General features: G+C 66.6%; 12 protein-coding genes and 2 pseudogenes. 4 read left to right on the forward strand and 10 right to left on the reverse strand.

What is annotated here, in order from left to right:
* Positions 1 to 139: 139 nt before the first annotated feature.
* Complete coding sequence (locus NP3_RS41845) at positions 140 to 1,384, reverse strand: AAA family ATPase (RefSeq protein ID WP_063047244.1); 1,245 nt, start codon at positions 1,382 to 1,384, stop codon at positions 140 to 142.
* Between the two features lie 175 nt (positions 1,385 to 1,559).
* Between NP3_RS41845 and NP3_RS41850 the strand changes: the two genes are divergently transcribed.
* Positions 1,560 to 1,925, forward strand: a complete 366-nt coding sequence (locus tag NP3_RS41850; RefSeq protein WP_157124908.1) for a hypothetical protein — start codon at positions 1,560 to 1,562, stop codon at positions 1,923 to 1,925.
* Between the two features lie 92 nt (positions 1,926 to 2,017).
* Here the strand turns inward: NP3_RS41850 and NP3_RS41855 are convergent, their stop codons facing one another.
* From NP3_RS41855 to NP3_RS41885, 7 genes are all read right to left on the reverse strand, one after another.
* A complete protein-coding gene (locus NP3_RS41855; protein ID WP_063047246.1) occupies positions 2,018 to 3,103 on the reverse strand; it encodes an S-adenosylmethionine:tRNA ribosyltransferase-isomerase in 1,086 nt (361 codons plus the stop codon).
* Complete coding sequence (locus NP3_RS41860; RefSeq protein ID WP_063047247.1) at positions 3,100 to 3,798, reverse strand: SDR family NAD(P)-dependent oxidoreductase; 699 nt, start codon at positions 3,796 to 3,798, stop codon at positions 3,100 to 3,102. Before NP3_RS41860 ends, NP3_RS41855 begins: the two co-directional genes overlap by 4 nt.
* Before the next feature lie 84 nt (positions 3,799 to 3,882).
* Entirely contained in the window at positions 3,883 to 5,997 is a 2,115-nt protein-coding gene (gene ligA / locus NP3_RS41865) for an NAD-dependent DNA ligase LigA (RefSeq protein ID WP_063047248.1), read from the reverse strand.
* 62 nt (positions 5,998 to 6,059) lie between these two features.
* Positions 6,060 to 7,241: an FAD-dependent oxidoreductase gene (locus NP3_RS41870; RefSeq protein ID WP_063047249.1), complete on the reverse strand. Its 1,182-nt coding sequence runs from the start codon at positions 7,239 to 7,241 to the stop codon at positions 6,060 to 6,062.
* A 150-nt stretch (positions 7,242 to 7,391) separates the two neighbouring features.
* Positions 7,392 to 8,444, reverse strand: a complete 1,053-nt coding sequence (locus tag NP3_RS41875; RefSeq protein WP_245721337.1) for a methionine synthase — start codon at positions 8,442 to 8,444, stop codon at positions 7,392 to 7,394.
* A gap of 219 nt (positions 8,445 to 8,663) precedes the next feature.
* A complete protein-coding gene (mnmA, locus tag NP3_RS41880; RefSeq protein WP_063047250.1) occupies positions 8,664 to 9,785 on the reverse strand; it encodes a tRNA 2-thiouridine(34) synthase MnmA in 1,122 nt (373 codons plus the stop codon).
* Entirely contained in the window at positions 9,785 to 11,011 is a 1,227-nt protein-coding gene (locus NP3_RS41885) for a cysteine desulfurase family protein (RefSeq protein ID WP_063047251.1), read from the reverse strand. The genes mnmA and NP3_RS41885 overlap by 1 nt, the downstream gene beginning before the upstream one ends.
* A 558-nt stretch (positions 11,012 to 11,569) precedes the next feature.
* On the opposite strand from NP3_RS41885, the pseudogene NP3_RS47395 reads away from it, so the two are divergent.
* From NP3_RS47395 to NP3_RS41900, 3 genes and pseudogenes are all read left to right on the forward strand, one after another.
* Positions 11,570 to 11,884, forward strand: a pseudogene (locus NP3_RS47395) (AMP-binding protein); the annotation flags it as partial.
* 259 nt (positions 11,885 to 12,143) lie between these two features.
* A complete protein-coding gene (locus tag NP3_RS41895) occupies positions 12,144 to 13,232 on the forward strand; it encodes an IS630 family transposase (RefSeq protein WP_245721335.1) in 1,089 nt (362 codons plus the stop codon).
* A 25-nt stretch (positions 13,233 to 13,257) separates the two neighbouring features.
* Positions 13,258 to 13,587: a hypothetical protein gene (locus tag NP3_RS41900; protein WP_063047253.1), complete on the forward strand. Its 330-nt coding sequence runs from the start codon at positions 13,258 to 13,260 to the stop codon at positions 13,585 to 13,587.
* Positions 13,588 to 13,781: 194 nt separating this feature from the next.
* Here NP3_RS41900 and NP3_RS41905 read toward each other — a convergent pair whose 3' ends face one another.
* Together NP3_RS41905 and NP3_RS41910 are read right to left on the reverse strand one after the other, a co-directional pair.
* On the reverse strand, positions 13,782 to 14,108 hold the full coding sequence (locus NP3_RS41905; protein ID WP_063047254.1) for a saccharopine dehydrogenase family protein: 327 nt from the start codon (positions 14,106 to 14,108) through the stop codon (positions 13,782 to 13,784).
* Between the two features lie 222 nt (positions 14,109 to 14,330).
* Positions 14,331 to 14,847 (reverse strand): annotated as a pseudogene (locus NP3_RS41910) (antibiotic biosynthesis monooxygenase); the annotation flags it as partial.

The following is a 14,847-nucleotide window of genomic DNA, read 5'->3' on the forward strand; positions in this document are numbered from 1 at the left end:
ACGTCCGGCGCAGGTGCTCGCGAGCATCTTGGAGTTGCACCACGCCACCTGCGCTAGTCCGGACACATAAACCGCAGCACTGGCAACGCGACACGCCAACTTGCAGCGCTCGATGGCTCATGTGCCCTGAGGACACGGACTACAGCGAGGCGAGCTCGCTGGTGCCGTGATCGGTGCGGCGGATCTGCCAGACCGCGGTGCGGGTGCGCTGGGAGCGACCGTTCGCGCGATCGATCAGCGACCGATTGTTCGTGGTGAAGATCAGTTGCGCGCCACGGGAATTGGTCTCCGGATTCTGGAAGAGCTGGATCAGCCGATCGGTCTCCTCGACCGGCAGGTGCGCGCCGATATCGTCGATCGCGAGCACCCGGCCGGAGTCCAGTGCGTCGAGCATGGTCGGCAGCAAGCGCAGCATCGAGAGGGCGGCGGCGGATTCGTCGGTGATGTCGAAGGCGGACTCGATGCCAGCGTGCACCAGTCCGAGGCCGACGCCGCGACGCTCGACCATCCGGGTGTAGAGGGCATCGCGCGCGGCCTTCAGATTGCTCAGCTCGCGTTCGAGCATGACCTCGGTGATGCCGTTCTCCCGCAGCAACTGGTCAGCATGCGCTGGCGAGGTCGCACACAACTCCACCTGTTTGGCGGTCCCCGCAATGTCGGCGTCGAGTTCGCGCAGATAGTCGGCGTACATCGGGTCCGGCTCGGCGATCAGCAGATCGGTAATGCCGAGTTCGGCGGTGCGCAGCAGCATGAGCAGTCGCACCGCATGGTCCGGTGCCGCGGACAGATGACTGCCGAGGCGATGCGCGACCGCCGTGGCATCCGTCGCGCCGTGCTGCACTTCGAGCATCGCGGAGAACCACCGATACGCGGGCACCAGCGCCTCGGCATACATCTGCCCGGCCAGACTGAGCAGCAACGCATTCGGCCGCACCAGCGGCAACAATCCGGCGATACCGTAGCGCGCGGCCTCGAACATCGGACCGATCTTGATCTGTTCGCCGTTGCGCTCGAACACGATTCGCTTGCGCGAGCGCGGATGCGTGTAGAGCCACTCGGCCGTCACATCCGCGCTGTCCAGGCGGAACCCATAGGTGTACGGCACGCCCTCCGCGACGAAACTCGCCACGAATTCCGAAGGGCGATCCGGGAATCCGCGGTGCGGTGCGCGTACCGGTCCCGCGTAGGGATCCCAGCCGGTCACCGAATGCAACACCGCATCGCGCATCTGCCCCAGCGCGTCGATCAAGCTCGTCTTGCCCGCGGCACTCGCACCGTGCACCGCCGTCACCGGCACCGCGACCGGTCCGCTCCCCCGGCTCAAACGCAAGTCCTGCCGTTCGGCCAGCGATCTGTGATTCGTCACCTGAAAACTGCGCAGCATCCCGCCATCCTGTCGGTTCGCCTGGCGCACCGCGACACCGCACCCGCTTCACCGCCCTGGACAGACGTCGCTCAGGAGGCTTCCGCCGGACAAATGCGCACGTCACGCGTTATCATGCAGGCGCCGCGGCTACCCGCTGGCATCTGCCGGAAATGTACTGATGAGGGATTCAACGATGGAACTGACGATTAGTCGTCTAGTGGCCCGCAGCTCTGTCGCGGCCGCGCTGGCACTCGGCCCGCTGGTCGTGCTCGGACCGCCGCAAGCTGCCGCCGAGGCGCCCTGTCCGGACGGTACCGCCCGGATCTTCTTCCACGACGAGACCAACACCTGCCAGAGTGGCGGCACCTACAGTTTCGACGGCTCGCCCGCGCTCGTGAAGGTGTGCTCGGTAGGCAAGGTCCAGGTCATCGTCGACACCACCATCCAGAAGAGCCGAACCAAAACCAGAACCGCCCACCTCGACCTCAGCAACGGCAAATGCGGCCGAATCGAAGTCGGCGGCCAACTCGACTCCACCATCAGCATCACCCCCTCCTAACACCAACGCCCGCCGAGAGTAGTCGAATGGTGGTTCCCTGCGGGCCGACCCGCCGCCATTCGACTACCCTCGGCGGTCGGCATCGGGTGGATTCAGCTGCGGGGGGTGTTGAAGAGGAGGGCGCTGTCGCCGAATTCGTGCCAGAGGTATTCGGTGTCGAGGGCGGTGGCATACGCCTGGTGGACTGTGGCCTCGCCCGCGACCGCAATGAGTAGCTCCAGATGGGATGCGCCGGGTGCGTGCCAGCCGGTGATGATGCCGTCGACCACCCGGGCGGGGTGTCGCGGACCGAGGACCAGTTCGGTCCACCCCCGGGCCGGATGCACGTTTCCGTTGTGGTCGGCGGTGGTCTCCAACGCTCGCGTCACCGTGGTGCCGACCGCGATAACGCGCCCACCCGCCGCCTTGGTGTCGTTCACCAGACGTGCGGTAGCCGCCGGTACCGCGAACCGCTCCGGGCTCGGAGGTTCGCCCGCCTCGGGTGAGGAGACCCCGGTGTGCAGGGTGATCGGCGCGATCGCGACACCTGAGGTCACCAGATCGAGCACCAGGCTTTGCGTGAACGGACGTGCCGCACTCGGCATTTCGGCGCTGCCCGGAATCCGGCCGAAGACGGTCGTGTAGTACGACGGCGACCAACGTTGTGGCACATACGAATAGGTGATCGGATAGCCGTGGGTCGCGAGCAGCCAGGTGGGTTCGGCGCTCAGTTCGGCGATCCAGAGTCGGCGCGCACCCGGCAGCCAGGGTTCACGCAGGGTGGCGGTGGCGCCCTCCGGAAGCTGAATCTCATTGCCCGGATGGAGGTCACGCGAATAGGGCGTTCGCTCGCGGGTGCGCACCTCCACTACCCACAGTCCGTCGCAACCGCCGAAGGTGTCCGGTGGCCCGCTCGCCCCGTCGACAGGCGCGTTGAGCCAGGTGGACAGATGCAGTGTGACCGGCATGCCGTCGAGAGTGCTGTCTACCGCTGCGGCCAGCGTCGCCGAATTGTTCACCACCACAAGATCACCCGCGTGCAAATGCCGTGGCAGTTCACGGAAGGTGTTGTGGGTGAGACGATCTGCCGCCACGAGCATTCGGACCTCGTCGCGAGCCAGTCCACGCGCCTCCGGCGGAGCGGCGGCATTGCGCTCGGGTGGCAGAACGTCGGGCCATTCATTCAACGCGGTGGTCATCTACCGACCCCCGCGGCGAAATCGGCGGCGGGATAACGGTCGTTCTTGGGTCGCTGCTCGATCAAGCGCAGCAGCGCGGGCACGACGGTCTCGGGCTCGGGACGATCGGAGATATCGTCGCCGGGAAATGCCGCCTGATGCATTTCGGTGCGCATATCGCCGGGATCGAAGGCGTAGATCGACAGCTCCGGATGTTCGGCGGCCAGGATCGCGGTGATTTGATCCAGGGCGGCCTTCGAGGAGCCATAGCCGCCCCAGTCCGGATACGGTTCGACGCCCGCATCGGAGCTGATATTCACCACGACCCCATCCGGATCGAGCAGTGGCAGCGCGAACTGTAGAACCGCGAGCGGGGCAATGACATTGGTCCGGTACACCAGCTCGAGCTGATCGAGCGGGTAGTTCGCCAGTCGCGGCATCGGACTGGGCCCGAGCCTGCTCGCATTGTTCACAAGCAGGTCGAGATGTCCGAATTCGCCCGCGACCTCGGCCAGCTCGGCGCGGTGTGCCGGATCGGTGATATCGCCCGGCACAGCCAAAAAGGCTTCGCCGAGTTCGGATCCCGCACGGGCGAGCCGGTCGGCGCGGCGGGCGGTGCCGATCACCCGCCAGCCGCGCCCGATGAGCGAGCGCGCAAGAGCCAGACCGAATCCCGCCGAAGCACCGGTGATCAGAGCGGTAGTGCGGTGAGTCATATCGAATCTCCTGATAGTTACCTACCAGTCGATCGTCATACCTGAAGCCAGGTTCAGGTCAAGGAGTATTCGCCGACGGCATATCTACTCCTCGGCTTCGGCATCCTCCGCGGCCGTCTCCGGCGTCACCGCTGCCGGACCCTGCTCGAGCAGCTTGCGGAAACCGTCCTCGTCGAGAATCGGCACACCGAGTTCCTCCGCCTTGGCGGCCTTGGAGCCCGGCGCATCACCGATCACCACGAATGCCGTCTTCTTCGAGACCGAACCCGCGGCCTTACCGCCGCGCACCAGGATCGCCTCCTTGGCGCCGTCGCGGGAAAACCCTTCCAGCGACCCGGTTACCACGATCGATAGCCCCTCGAGGGTGCGCTCGATGGACTCGTCGCGTTCATCGGCCATCCGCACGCCAGCGGCGCGCCACTTGTCGACGATCGCGCGATGCCAATCGACGGTGAACCATTCGGCGACCGCGGCGGCAATGGTCGGGCCGACACCGTCGGCGGCGGCAAGTTCCTCGACCGCGGCATCCTGGATCCGATCGAGACTGCCGAATTCCCTTGCCAGCACCCGTGCCGCAGTGGGCCCCACGTGCCGGATGGACAACCCGACCAGCACCCGCCACAGCGGCCGATTCTTGGCGGTCTGCAAGTTCTCCAGCAGTCGCTTGCCATTGGCGGACAGACCGCCGTCCTTGTTGGCGAACAGCGTGGTGGTGAGCAATCGCGCCTCGTCGAGGTCGAACAGATCGCCCTCGTCGGTGATCGCGCTCGACTTCAGCAGATCATTGGCGGCCTCATAGCCCAGCGATTCGATATCGAACGCACCGCGACCGGCCACATGGAACACCCGCTCGCGCAGCTGCGCCGGGCAGAACTGCTGGTTGGGACAGCGGATATCGGCGTCGCCCTCCTTCTGCGGCGCCAGCTCGGTGCCGCATTCCGGACAGTGCGTCGGCATGACGAATTCGCGCTCGTCGCCGGTGCGCGCGTCGACCACCGGGCCGAGCACCTCCGGAATCACGTCACCGGCCTTGCGGATGGTGACGGTGTCGCCGATGAGCACGCCCTTGCGCTTGACCTCGGAGGCATTGTGCAGGGTGGCCATGGCTACCGTGGAGCCCGCGATGGAGACGGGTTCCATGACCGCGAACGGGGTGACCCGGCCGGTGCGCCCGACGTTCACCTCGATATTCAGCAGCTTCGTCGTGGCCTCTTCGGGCGGGTACTTGTAGGCGATCGCCCACCGCGGGGCGCGCGAGGTCGAGCCGAGCCTGCGCTGCAGCGCCATCTCGTCGACCTTGATCACCTGGCCGTCGATTTCGTGCTCGATATCGTGACGGTGCTCGCCCCAATAGTTGACGCGCTCGATCACCGCATCGATGCCCTGCACCAATTTGGTGTGCTCGGAGACCGGCAGACCCCAGGCGGCGAGCGCGCGGTAGGCCTCGTGCTGTGAGGTCGGGGTGTAACCCTCGATACGTCCGAAGCCGTGGCAGATCATCCGCAGCCGACGCCGCGCGGTGACCGCCGGATCCTTCTGGCGCAGCGAACCCGCCGCGGTATTGCGCGGATTCGCATACGGCGGTTTGCCCTCTGCCACGATCGCCGCGTTGAGGGTCTCGAAATCCTCCAGCCGGAAGTAGACCTCGCCGCGCACCTCGAGCAGTTCCGGGATCGGGAACTCCGCGGTCGCGGTCAGTTCGCCCGGAATGTCCTCGATGGTGCGCGCGTTGAGCGTGACGTCCTCGCCGGTGCGTCCGTCGCCGCGGGTCGCGCCGCGCACCAGTCGCCCCTTCTCGTACACCAGGTTCAGCGCGACACCATCGATCTTCACCTCGCACAGATAGTGCAGATTCGACCCGGTCTCGGCTTCGACCCGACCGGCCCAGGTGCGCAACTCGTCGAAGTCGAAGACATTGTCCAGCGACAGCATTCGCTCGAGGTGGTCCACGGCGGTGAAATCCGTCGCGAATCCGCCGCCGACCAGCTGCGTCGGCGAATCGGGCGTGCGCAGATCCGGATGCGCGTCCTCGAGCGCGTGCAGTTGCCGCAGCAGCTTGTCGAACTCACCGTCGGAGATGATGGGCGCGTCCCGCACGTAATACCGGAACTGGTGCTCCCGAACCTCGTCCGCAAGCCGCTGCCACTCCACCCGCTGCTCTGCCGTAGCCGGCTCCGCCGCAATGTCGCTGTCACTCACCCAAGGCACACTAGTCGAGCCCACCGACAAGTCACCGCCACATTCCCGCACGTCGCGGCGGACTATCCGGGCAGCGGATCCTGTCCGAGGTGACGTTGCCCGTCGATAGCGCCCGCCCGCACCGCCGCGAATCCATAGCCGATCATCTCCGTCTCGTACGCGCGCAGGGCGACGATCAGATCGCCGCCCGCGCGCGCCTCGGTCAGGGCGATGGTCAACCGTGCCGCATCGCGCAGTGCCGTACACGCGCCGGAGCCCGCCGCCGGGCTCATCGCGTGGATCGCATCGCCGAGCAGGGTGACGGGGGTGGTCGGCCACGGGTCGATCGGCACGCTGGTGCGTAGAGGCAGCGCGAACAGTGAATCCGGTTGGCAGTGCGCGACGATCTCGCGAACCAGCGAATGCCAGTCCCGGGTCGCGGCGGTCATGATGGCGTGCAATTGCGCGCCGTTCATCGCACGCAGCACTTCCGCCGAATCCTCGAACCATTCCCGCCGCGCACCGAAAGAGCATGTCATGTAGTCCGATACCGGCAGCAGCGTCAGGCCTGCCGCCGCGCCAGCCTGCTGCGGCGGCACGGGAAACTCGACCGGCGCAACGCCGAGGTAGGTGCGCTCCGGACCGGTGATCGCGGTGAAGACGCCGAACATATTGTCGTCGAACAGATCCCGTGTGCGGTCGGTGAGCGGCACCGCGCCGTAGAGCTGGCGCACCCCGGTGTCGGCGATTCGTGCATGCGGCAGGTACTGCTGTCGCACAGCGGAGTTCACGCCGTCTGCGGCGACCAGGACATCACCGTCCGCGCGGCCGCCGTCCGCGAAATGTGCGACGACTCGACCGTCTCGCTGAATCTCATAGCTCCGCAACTCTTTTCCGAATTCGACAGCGTCCTCGATACCCGCGAGCAGCAGTTGGCGCAGCACCAGCCGGTCGACCGCCAGGGAAACCGCCGCCGGATCATCGACCCCCTGGGTGAATACCCGCTCGAGTCGATGATTCAGCGCGGTGAACCGGGGATTCGGCAGTCCGGCGGTGGCCTGGAACACCCGCAGCAGATGTGGCGGCAGCAACCGAACCAGGGCATCCCTGCCGTGGCTGTCGATATGCAGCCGATAGCCCTGCCGACGGGCGGTCAGCGCCGAATCCCGTTCGTATACAACGACTTCGATACCTGCTTGGCGCAGCCCCTGAGCCAGGCCGAGTCCACCGAGACCGGCCCCGACTACGACTACTCGAAAACCCATGACGCTCCCTTCGCGCACAACAACGGAAGGGACGCACAGGTCGCACTCTGCAGTGCGGTGTGAAGCGGAAGGCTGGCCGGACTAACCCATACCGGCCCGTGGTCTTCGCGCGTCCGTACCTACGACGATAGCAATCGGCGGCGCCGGGCGTCAGGAGAAGTCCAGGGACTCCGGCTCTTCGGCAAAGGCGCGGGCTACTTCGGTGGAGAGGCGGAGGGCTCGGCGAGCCCATTCGAGTGGGGCACCGCCCAGGCCGCAGGCGGGGGCGACCAGGATCTGCGAGGCCAAGACGGTGCGGCGCAGGCCGAGGCGGTCGATGAGTCGGACGCCGGGTTCGGCGATATCGCGCCAGGTCGGGGGTTTGCCGGGTGGCGTGGCCGGGACGAGGCCGAGAGCCAATTGCTTTCCCGCGTCGAGGGTTTCGCCGATATCGTCGAGTGCGCGGGTGCTGATGGTGGCCATATCGAAGCCGATGGCGGTGGCCGCGCTGCTGCGGAGGACGGATAGGGCGGGCGCGTCGGCGCAGGTGTGGACCAGGACCGGGGCGGCCTGCGCGGTGATAACCGCGTCCAGCACCGCGAGTGCCTCCGGTTCAGGGACCGCGCGCACCGTGTTGAGCACGCTGACCCCGCGCAGAGAGCCGTTCAGCACATCGGTCAGTGATGGTTCATCCAGTTGCAGAACGACTTCCGCGCCGAGACGTTTGCGCACCTCGTCCACGTGCTGGGCGAGACCTTCGGCCAGCGATTCCGAAATATCGCGAACCGCACCGGAATCGGTGAGGACCCGGTGTCCGACGGGGAGTTCGAGTTGGGCTGCGAGCGTCAGCGGACCGGTGGCCTGCAGTTTGACCGTGCCAACCGAACCCGCTGTCGCCCAGGCCTCTTCGAGTACGTCCAGATCCGACCTGAGCAGATCGCGCGCGCGCCGCGAGACCGCACCGGGCCTGGCCGCCAGCCGATAACCCCGGGTGGTGGTGTCGAATCGCATATCCACCAGGAGTGCCGAGACGCGGCCGATCATGTCCGAGCCCACACCGCGCCCGGGCAATTCGACCAGATGCGGCAGATCCGGCAACTCACCGATGATGGTGGCCGCGGCCTCCCGCGGATCGGTCCCAGGCCAGGAACCGACGGCGGTCGCGATCCCGCCTGGAATCCGCACGGGTTCCTGCGCCGGGATTTTGCCTGATTCCTTGGCGATTTCACTCACGACCGCGCCTCGCTGATGCTCGGCTCCGTGGTGCGCGATGGCACGCCGTGCCGATGGCTCAGTCGACGCTCGCTGTGTCGATGGTTCACTCGCTGCCGCTCGCTCACTGCGTTGCCCCTACGCGGGGTATGCACCCCATTGTGTGATGGATCCCGGTCCGCACCGGGAGGAAGCGATTTCGCTTGCCGCGCCGTCCGATGTCGGCGTCACTCACTGCCCTGTGCTCGCGCCCGCGCTACTCACAGAATCCGACGCATCGCGCGCGGTGCCGGTGATGGTGCCGCTGCCGATCACCTTGTCGCCCAACGCATCCGGGCGATACAGCACGACGGCCTGGCCGCGGGCAACACCGGTCAGCGGCTCGCGCAGTCGCACGATCAGCCCGTCGCCGAGCGCCTCGGCTACGGCCGCCGCGGTTCCACCGTGCGCGCGCACCTGCGCCACGCACTCGATCGGCCCCTCGGGCGCAGCGCCGGAGGTCCAGATGGCGTGCTCGGCCGCTACGGTCCACACCTGCAGATCCTCGGCCGAGCCGACGCGGACGGTGCCGGAGTCGGGATCGATCTCGGTGACATAGCGCGGCTTGCCATCGGCGGCCGGGCCCGGCAGTCCGAGCCCCTTGCGCTGACCGATCGTGAACCCGTGCACGCCTTCGTGATTCGCGAGCACCTGTCCGTCGGAGTCGACGACCGCACCCGGCCGGATGCCGATCTTCGCGCCGAGGAAGGCCCGGGTGTCACCGGACGGGATGAAGCAGATGTCATGGCTGTCGGGCTTATTCGCCACCGCGAGCCCGCGCTCGGCGGCCTCGGCGCGGATCTGCGGCTTAGGGGTGTCGCCGACCGGGAACATGGCCCGCGACAGCTGCTGCGCGGTCAGCACCGCGAGCACGTAGGACTGGTCCTTGTCGGCATCGACGGCACGGCGCAGTACACCGTCCTCGAGCCGGGCGTAGTGGCCGGTGACCACGGCGTCGAAGCCGAGGGCCACCGCGCGGTCGGCGAGGGCGGAGAACTTGATCTTCTCGTTGCAGCGCAGGCATGGGTTGGGCGTCTCACCCGCGGCGTAGGCGGCGACGAAATCGTCGATCACGTCTTCCTTGAAGCGGTCCGCGAAATCCCAGACATAGAAGGGGATTCCGAGCACGTCGGCGGCCCGCCTGGCGTCGCCCGCGTCCTCCTTCGAGCAGCAACCGCGCGAACCGGTGCGCAGGGTGCCCGGTGTCGCGGACAGCGCCAGATGTACGCCGACCACCTCGTGACCAGCGTCGACGGCACGTGCCGCCGCCACGGCCGAATCCACACCACCACTCATCGCGGCGAGTACCCGCATCAGACACCTCCCTTCGCACCGGCCAGACCCGCGGCCATGGCCCTTTCCACAATCCGAGGCAAGACATTCAGCACCGCGTCCACATCGGCGCGCGTCGAGGTGTGCCCCAACGAGAAGCGCAGTGAACCGCGGGCCTGCCACGGCTGTACGCCCATGGCGATCAACACGTGACTCGGGGTGGCCACACCCGCATTGCAGGCCGACCCGGTAGAGCATTCGATCCCGGCCGCGTCCAGCAGCATCAGCAGCGAATCACCTTCGCAGCCGGGAAAAGTGAAGTGCACATTGCCCGGCAACCGACGCGCACCGTCCGGACCGCTCAGCACCGCGTCCGGAACCGCGTCGCGGATGCCCTTGATCAACTCGTCCCGCAGCGCGGTCAATTCCTTTGTGCGCGTCGGCAACTCGGTCACCGTGTAGTTCAATGCGGTGGCGAGTCCGACGGCCGCGGCGGTATCGGAAGTCCCGGAGCGCAGATCGCGCTCGTGCCCGCCGCCGTGCATAAGCGGCACACACGGCACCTGCCTGCCGAGCAGCAGCACGCCGACACCATGCGGTCCACCGACCTTGTGCCCGGCGAAACTCGCCGCCGAAAGCCCACTGGCCGCGAAATCGATCGGCAGCTGCGCGGCGGCCTGGATCGCGTCACTGTGCATGGGCACACCGAATTCCTGTGCCACCGCGGCTAATTCGACGATCGGCGCGATGGTGCCGACCTCGTTATTGGCCCACATGATGGACACCAGTGCGACCTCGTCGACATGTTCGGCCAGCGCCGCCCGCAGCACCCGCGGCGACACCACACCGTCGGAGTCGACCGGCAACCAGGTCACCTGCGCGCCCTCGTGCTGCTCCAGCCACTCGACGGCATCGATGACGGCGTGGTGTTCGGTCGAACCCGCGATGATCCTGGTCCGGCGCGGTTCGGCATCATGGCGGGCCCAGTAGATGCCCTTGATCGCCAGATTGTCGCTCTCGGTCCCGCCGGAAGTGAAGATCACCTCCGATGGCCGGGCGCCCAGATCGGCGGCGATCGACTCGCGTGCCTCCTCCAGCATCCGCCGGGCCGCACGTCCCGAACCGTGCAGTGACGAGGCATTGCCCGCCATCCCGAGGGCAGCCGTCATCGCCTCGATCGCGGCAGGCACCATCGGAGTGGTCGCCGCATGATCGAGGTAGACCGTCTGGGGCGCCCCATGGACCGGACCCGCAAAAGCCGACTTCATGACCGATAAACCCTATCCCACCCTGACCTGCGCATCTGTGGCGGTATCCCCTGTTTTCTACGATCTGGCTACGATTTACCCACCCGTATGTAAGCCGATGCGGCCGCGACGGTATTCCCGCAACCCCCGTACCAGCGCCTCTCCCGGCGTCACCGCTCGCGCTCGTTGCCGCCGATGAGGTGGGGTAGAAGTGCGCGACCGGATCACCCCGACACCGCCGAGTTCTACCCTCTGCTCACCGGTAGACGTGACCGACTGTCGTCGACAGCCGAAAAGAGCGCCAATCCCAACATCCACCTCGGTGAGCAGCCCCATGGGGTTGGCCTCCGATAAGTGGGCGTGCTCGGCGGTCAGACTGCGGTCGGGCGCGCTGCGTAACGCAGCGCGCGGGCCTGCCCAGCGCCGTTCGGCGCCACGGGCGTCGCGGCGGGATGGCATCGGAACGGTGTCACAACCAACCAGCCCGCCCTACCCCTGCGACATCAGGAGCCCTGGTCACGTCAGGCCACCTCGGACGTCGAACAAATTTTTCGCTTCCGGAGTTCACGCTAGCCCCACCGCGGTGCGGGCATCACCGTCTACGAGGGCTACGGGCTGACCGAAACCAGCGCCGCGGTCACCCTCAACGGCCCCGAAGCGATCCGGGTCGGCAGTGTCGGACGGCCCATTCCCGGGCACGCGGTGAAAGTCGCCGCTGACGGCGAGCTGCTGCTGCGCGGACCCGCCGTCTTCGGCGGCTACTGGAACAATCCGCAAGCCAGCGCCGAGGCCTTCGACGACGGCTTGTTCCGCTCCGGCGACCTGGGCGAGATCGACGCCGACGGGTTCGTGACCATCAACGGCCGCAAGAAGGAGATCATCGTCACCGCGGGCCAGTCGGTTGAATCGAACCGGTAGACACCTGATGCACCCGACCGCAATCCGAGCCGCCCATACAGCCGGTCAACCGCCGACTTCGAAGCACCGCCGGACAGGTCTTAACTGCCGCAGGATTGCCCACCACGGAATTGATCGCCGGGGCGGCAGTATTCGTGATCGGCTAGTGCCTCATTCAGGAATGTTGATGGGGTAACCGGGTGTCGGGTTGATCGGGTGCTTGTGGTCGGTGATGCTGCCGGATGGAGGTGGTGTCGTGGCTCGCAAGCCAGGGGTGTTCGTCCGGTCGGTGGCCCCGGAAGAGGGGCGGAAGCTGGCGCAGATCACTCGTACCAGCAAGCAGCCGGTGCGGGTGCGGCGCGCGATCGTGGTTCTCGCGTCGGCACAGGGGCAGCCGGTGTCGTCGATCTGCCGGTTGATGCAGGTCTCGGAAAACTATGTGCGCCAAGTGATTCACGATTTCAACGAGAAGGGGTTCGCGGCGCTGGACCCAAAATGGAGCGGGGGCAGGCCGAGCAAGACCGATCCGGCGACGCGTGAACGGATCGGTCAGATCGCCCGGTGCTGCCCCCGTGACCTGGGTTGGCCGTTCTCGACGTGGAGCCTGTCGAAACTGTGTGATGTGCTGCGCGCCAACGGGATCGCTGACATCAGTCGCGAAACACTGCGCAAGATTCTGAAAGACCAGAAGATCTCGTGGCAGGCCACCAAGACCTGGAAAACCGGCAAGGACCCGGAGTTCACCGCGAAGATGGCCCGGGTCCTGGATCTCTACGACAACCCGCCCACCGACGGGCGCGTGGTGTGTGTCGATGAGTTCGGGCCACTGAACCTGTTGCCTCGCGCTGGGCGAGGCTGGCAGCCGAAGCGAAAACCCAAGCGCCTGCGGGCAACCTACCGTCGCACCCAAGGGGTGCGGCACCTGCTCGGGGCGTTGGACCTGGCCACCGGCCGAATCCATTACCGCATCCGCGACCACAAACGATGGCAAGAGTTCCTGGCCTTCCTCAAGTCCCTGCGGGCCCGCTGGCCTGGGCAGCGGTTGTATGTGATCGTCGACAACTTCGGCCCGCACAAGAAGGCCGAGGTACGGGACTGGGCTGGGGCGAATGACGTCGAGTTGGTGCTGCTGCCGACCTATTCGTCCTGGTTGAACTGGATCGAGTCCGAGTTCGCCGCCCTGCGCTACTTCGCGCTCAACGGCACCGACCACCGCAGCCACGGCGAACAAGACGACGCCATCGGCGCCTACATCCGCTGGCACAACCAGCAGGCTGAACCCAAACGCGACTTCGCCGTCGACTCCAAGATCCGGCTACCCGATTTCCTGCCCTACGTTGCATGACGCGGCATTAGCACGCGATCCGACCGTGCGGGACGGGTTGCTGTCCGCGGTAATCGACGCGGATGAGCTTGTCTCCCGCGGTCGCTGGGTGAACACGGCCAAACTTGTCGCCGACGAGTTCCCGGACCTGGTCGCCACGCGACTGGCAGAAGTTTCCAGTCAAGGCGGCGACGACCACAACCGGCCCAACCGGCGATCGGTGGGTGCCAGGGCGACGTTGTCGAGTCGTATTGCGCGACGGCTCGCGAAACCGGTGCGGCAGCAGCTGATCGCGACGCTGGCCGAGTGGGAACCCATCGACCACACTCCGGTATTCCCACGTCCCAGGCCCTCGGCAGGTTCACGACGCGGGTGAGCGGCATTGACATCGTCCCGGCCCGGCTGAACGGCTATCGGCGATGCCGTCTCGGTCATGTCGTTCATCACACCCGGGCAGGCTCTCGGGAAATCATCGGCCGTCTCGGTGCGCCACCGAACTCTCCACGTAGCTCTCGTGTCCGACCGGACCGCCTTTCTCCCAGGTCAAGCAGGGACCTGCGGCAATGTGCATCAGGTGTTGGAGACCGCGCGGCCGACTTCCGGCCGCTCATCGCCGACCAGCCAGCCCATGTCGATGTTCTCCACGGTGTCGAGCTCACTCGCGGCGTCGACCACCAGCACATTCGACATCCCCGGCGACGCACCGCAGCCCACGTGGATCGGGATGCCCGCGGCCTGCGCCCGGTCATGGAGGCCGAGCGCGTGCTGGGTGCTCTCGTTGTCGTCGTCGAAGTCGAGGCGGGGCACCTTGGCCGCGAGGCAGGCCTCGATCACGGGGGCAGAGATACGGATGTAGGGCCCGGCACCCAGGACGACGAGCGCGGCTCCGCTGACCACCCCGCGGCGCAGCTCATGGGCCTCGATCCAGTCTTACAGCAGACACGCAGCAAATCCGGCCGAGCAGTCTTCGGTTCGCCGATCGATCCCGCGTTCCTCAGCTATGAGGACGGCTTTTTCGTCTTCCCCACGCAGAAGCTCATCCAGGTGCGGCCCGACGACGGCACCGACGCAATTGAGCACGATTCCGGCACCGGCTGGGCCCGCACCGCTGGGTGGCCGTTAGGGCAACGACCACAGCTTGGTCGTCACTACATAGAAGATGACGACCCAGGCCAGCATGACGACGACGACAATGGCGACGCCATGACGGTTCGTCTCGGCCGCCGGTGTGTCCGAAGGCGGGCGCAGCCACCGTCGCAGCAACCGGTTCACGTAGTACGGCATCGTGAAGAAACTCATGACGAAACTGGACAACAAGTTGCCGATCAGCAACCCCAGCCAGAGTGGCATCCTCAAGGGTGACAGTGCGAGGGTGAGCAGCACGACGGTCGGGTAGAGGCCCACCCATACCGCGATGGCGGTCTTGGTATCCGACGGCGCCGCAGTCTCGGTGCCGTTCTCGTCGAAGGCGAACCAGCTGCCGAACGAGTTATCGATGGTGCGCAGCTCGAAGTCGCTGAACTTCTCGCCCTCGGCGAGGAGCTCTCGCCGCCGCTTCGAAGTGAGCCAAGTGGCCAGGTTCGCCGCGGTATCGAAGCGGTAGAGCGCCGTCCACTCGTCCTGCACACCCTCGATC

Origin of the sequence: Nocardia pseudovaccinii NBRC 100343 (assembly GCF_001613225.1) — a bacterium.
Taxonomy (GTDB): Bacteria; Actinomycetota; Actinomycetes; order Mycobacteriales; family Mycobacteriaceae; genus Nocardia; species Nocardia pseudovaccinii.

Bases quoted from the DNA above. Each gene is read 5' to 3' on its own strand.
- NP3_RS41860 (WP_063047247.1), bottom strand. From the start codon at position 3,798: ATGACTCACCGCACTACCGCTCTGATCACCGGTGCTTCGGCGGGATTC.
- mnmA (WP_063047250.1), bottom strand. From the start codon at position 9,785: ATGCGGGTACTCGCCGCGATGAGTGGTGGTGTGGATTCGGCCGTGGCG.
- NP3_RS41870 (WP_063047249.1), bottom strand. From the start codon at position 7,241: ATGGGTTTTCGAGTAGTCGTAGTCGGGGCCGGTCTCGGTGGACTCGGC.
- NP3_RS41850 (WP_157124908.1), top strand. From the start codon at position 1,560: ATGGAACTGACGATTAGTCGTCTAGTGGCCCGCAGCTCTGTCGCGGCC.
- NP3_RS41845 (WP_063047244.1), bottom strand. From the start codon at position 1,384: ATGCTGCGCAGTTTTCAGGTGACGAATCACAGATCGCTGGCCGAACGG.
- NP3_RS41855 (WP_063047246.1), bottom strand. From the start codon at position 3,103: ATGACCACCGCGTTGAATGAATGGCCCGACGTTCTGCCACCCGAGCGC.
- NP3_RS41885 (WP_063047251.1), bottom strand. From the start codon at position 11,011: ATGAAGTCGGCTTTTGCGGGTCCGGTCCATGGGGCGCCCCAGACGGTC.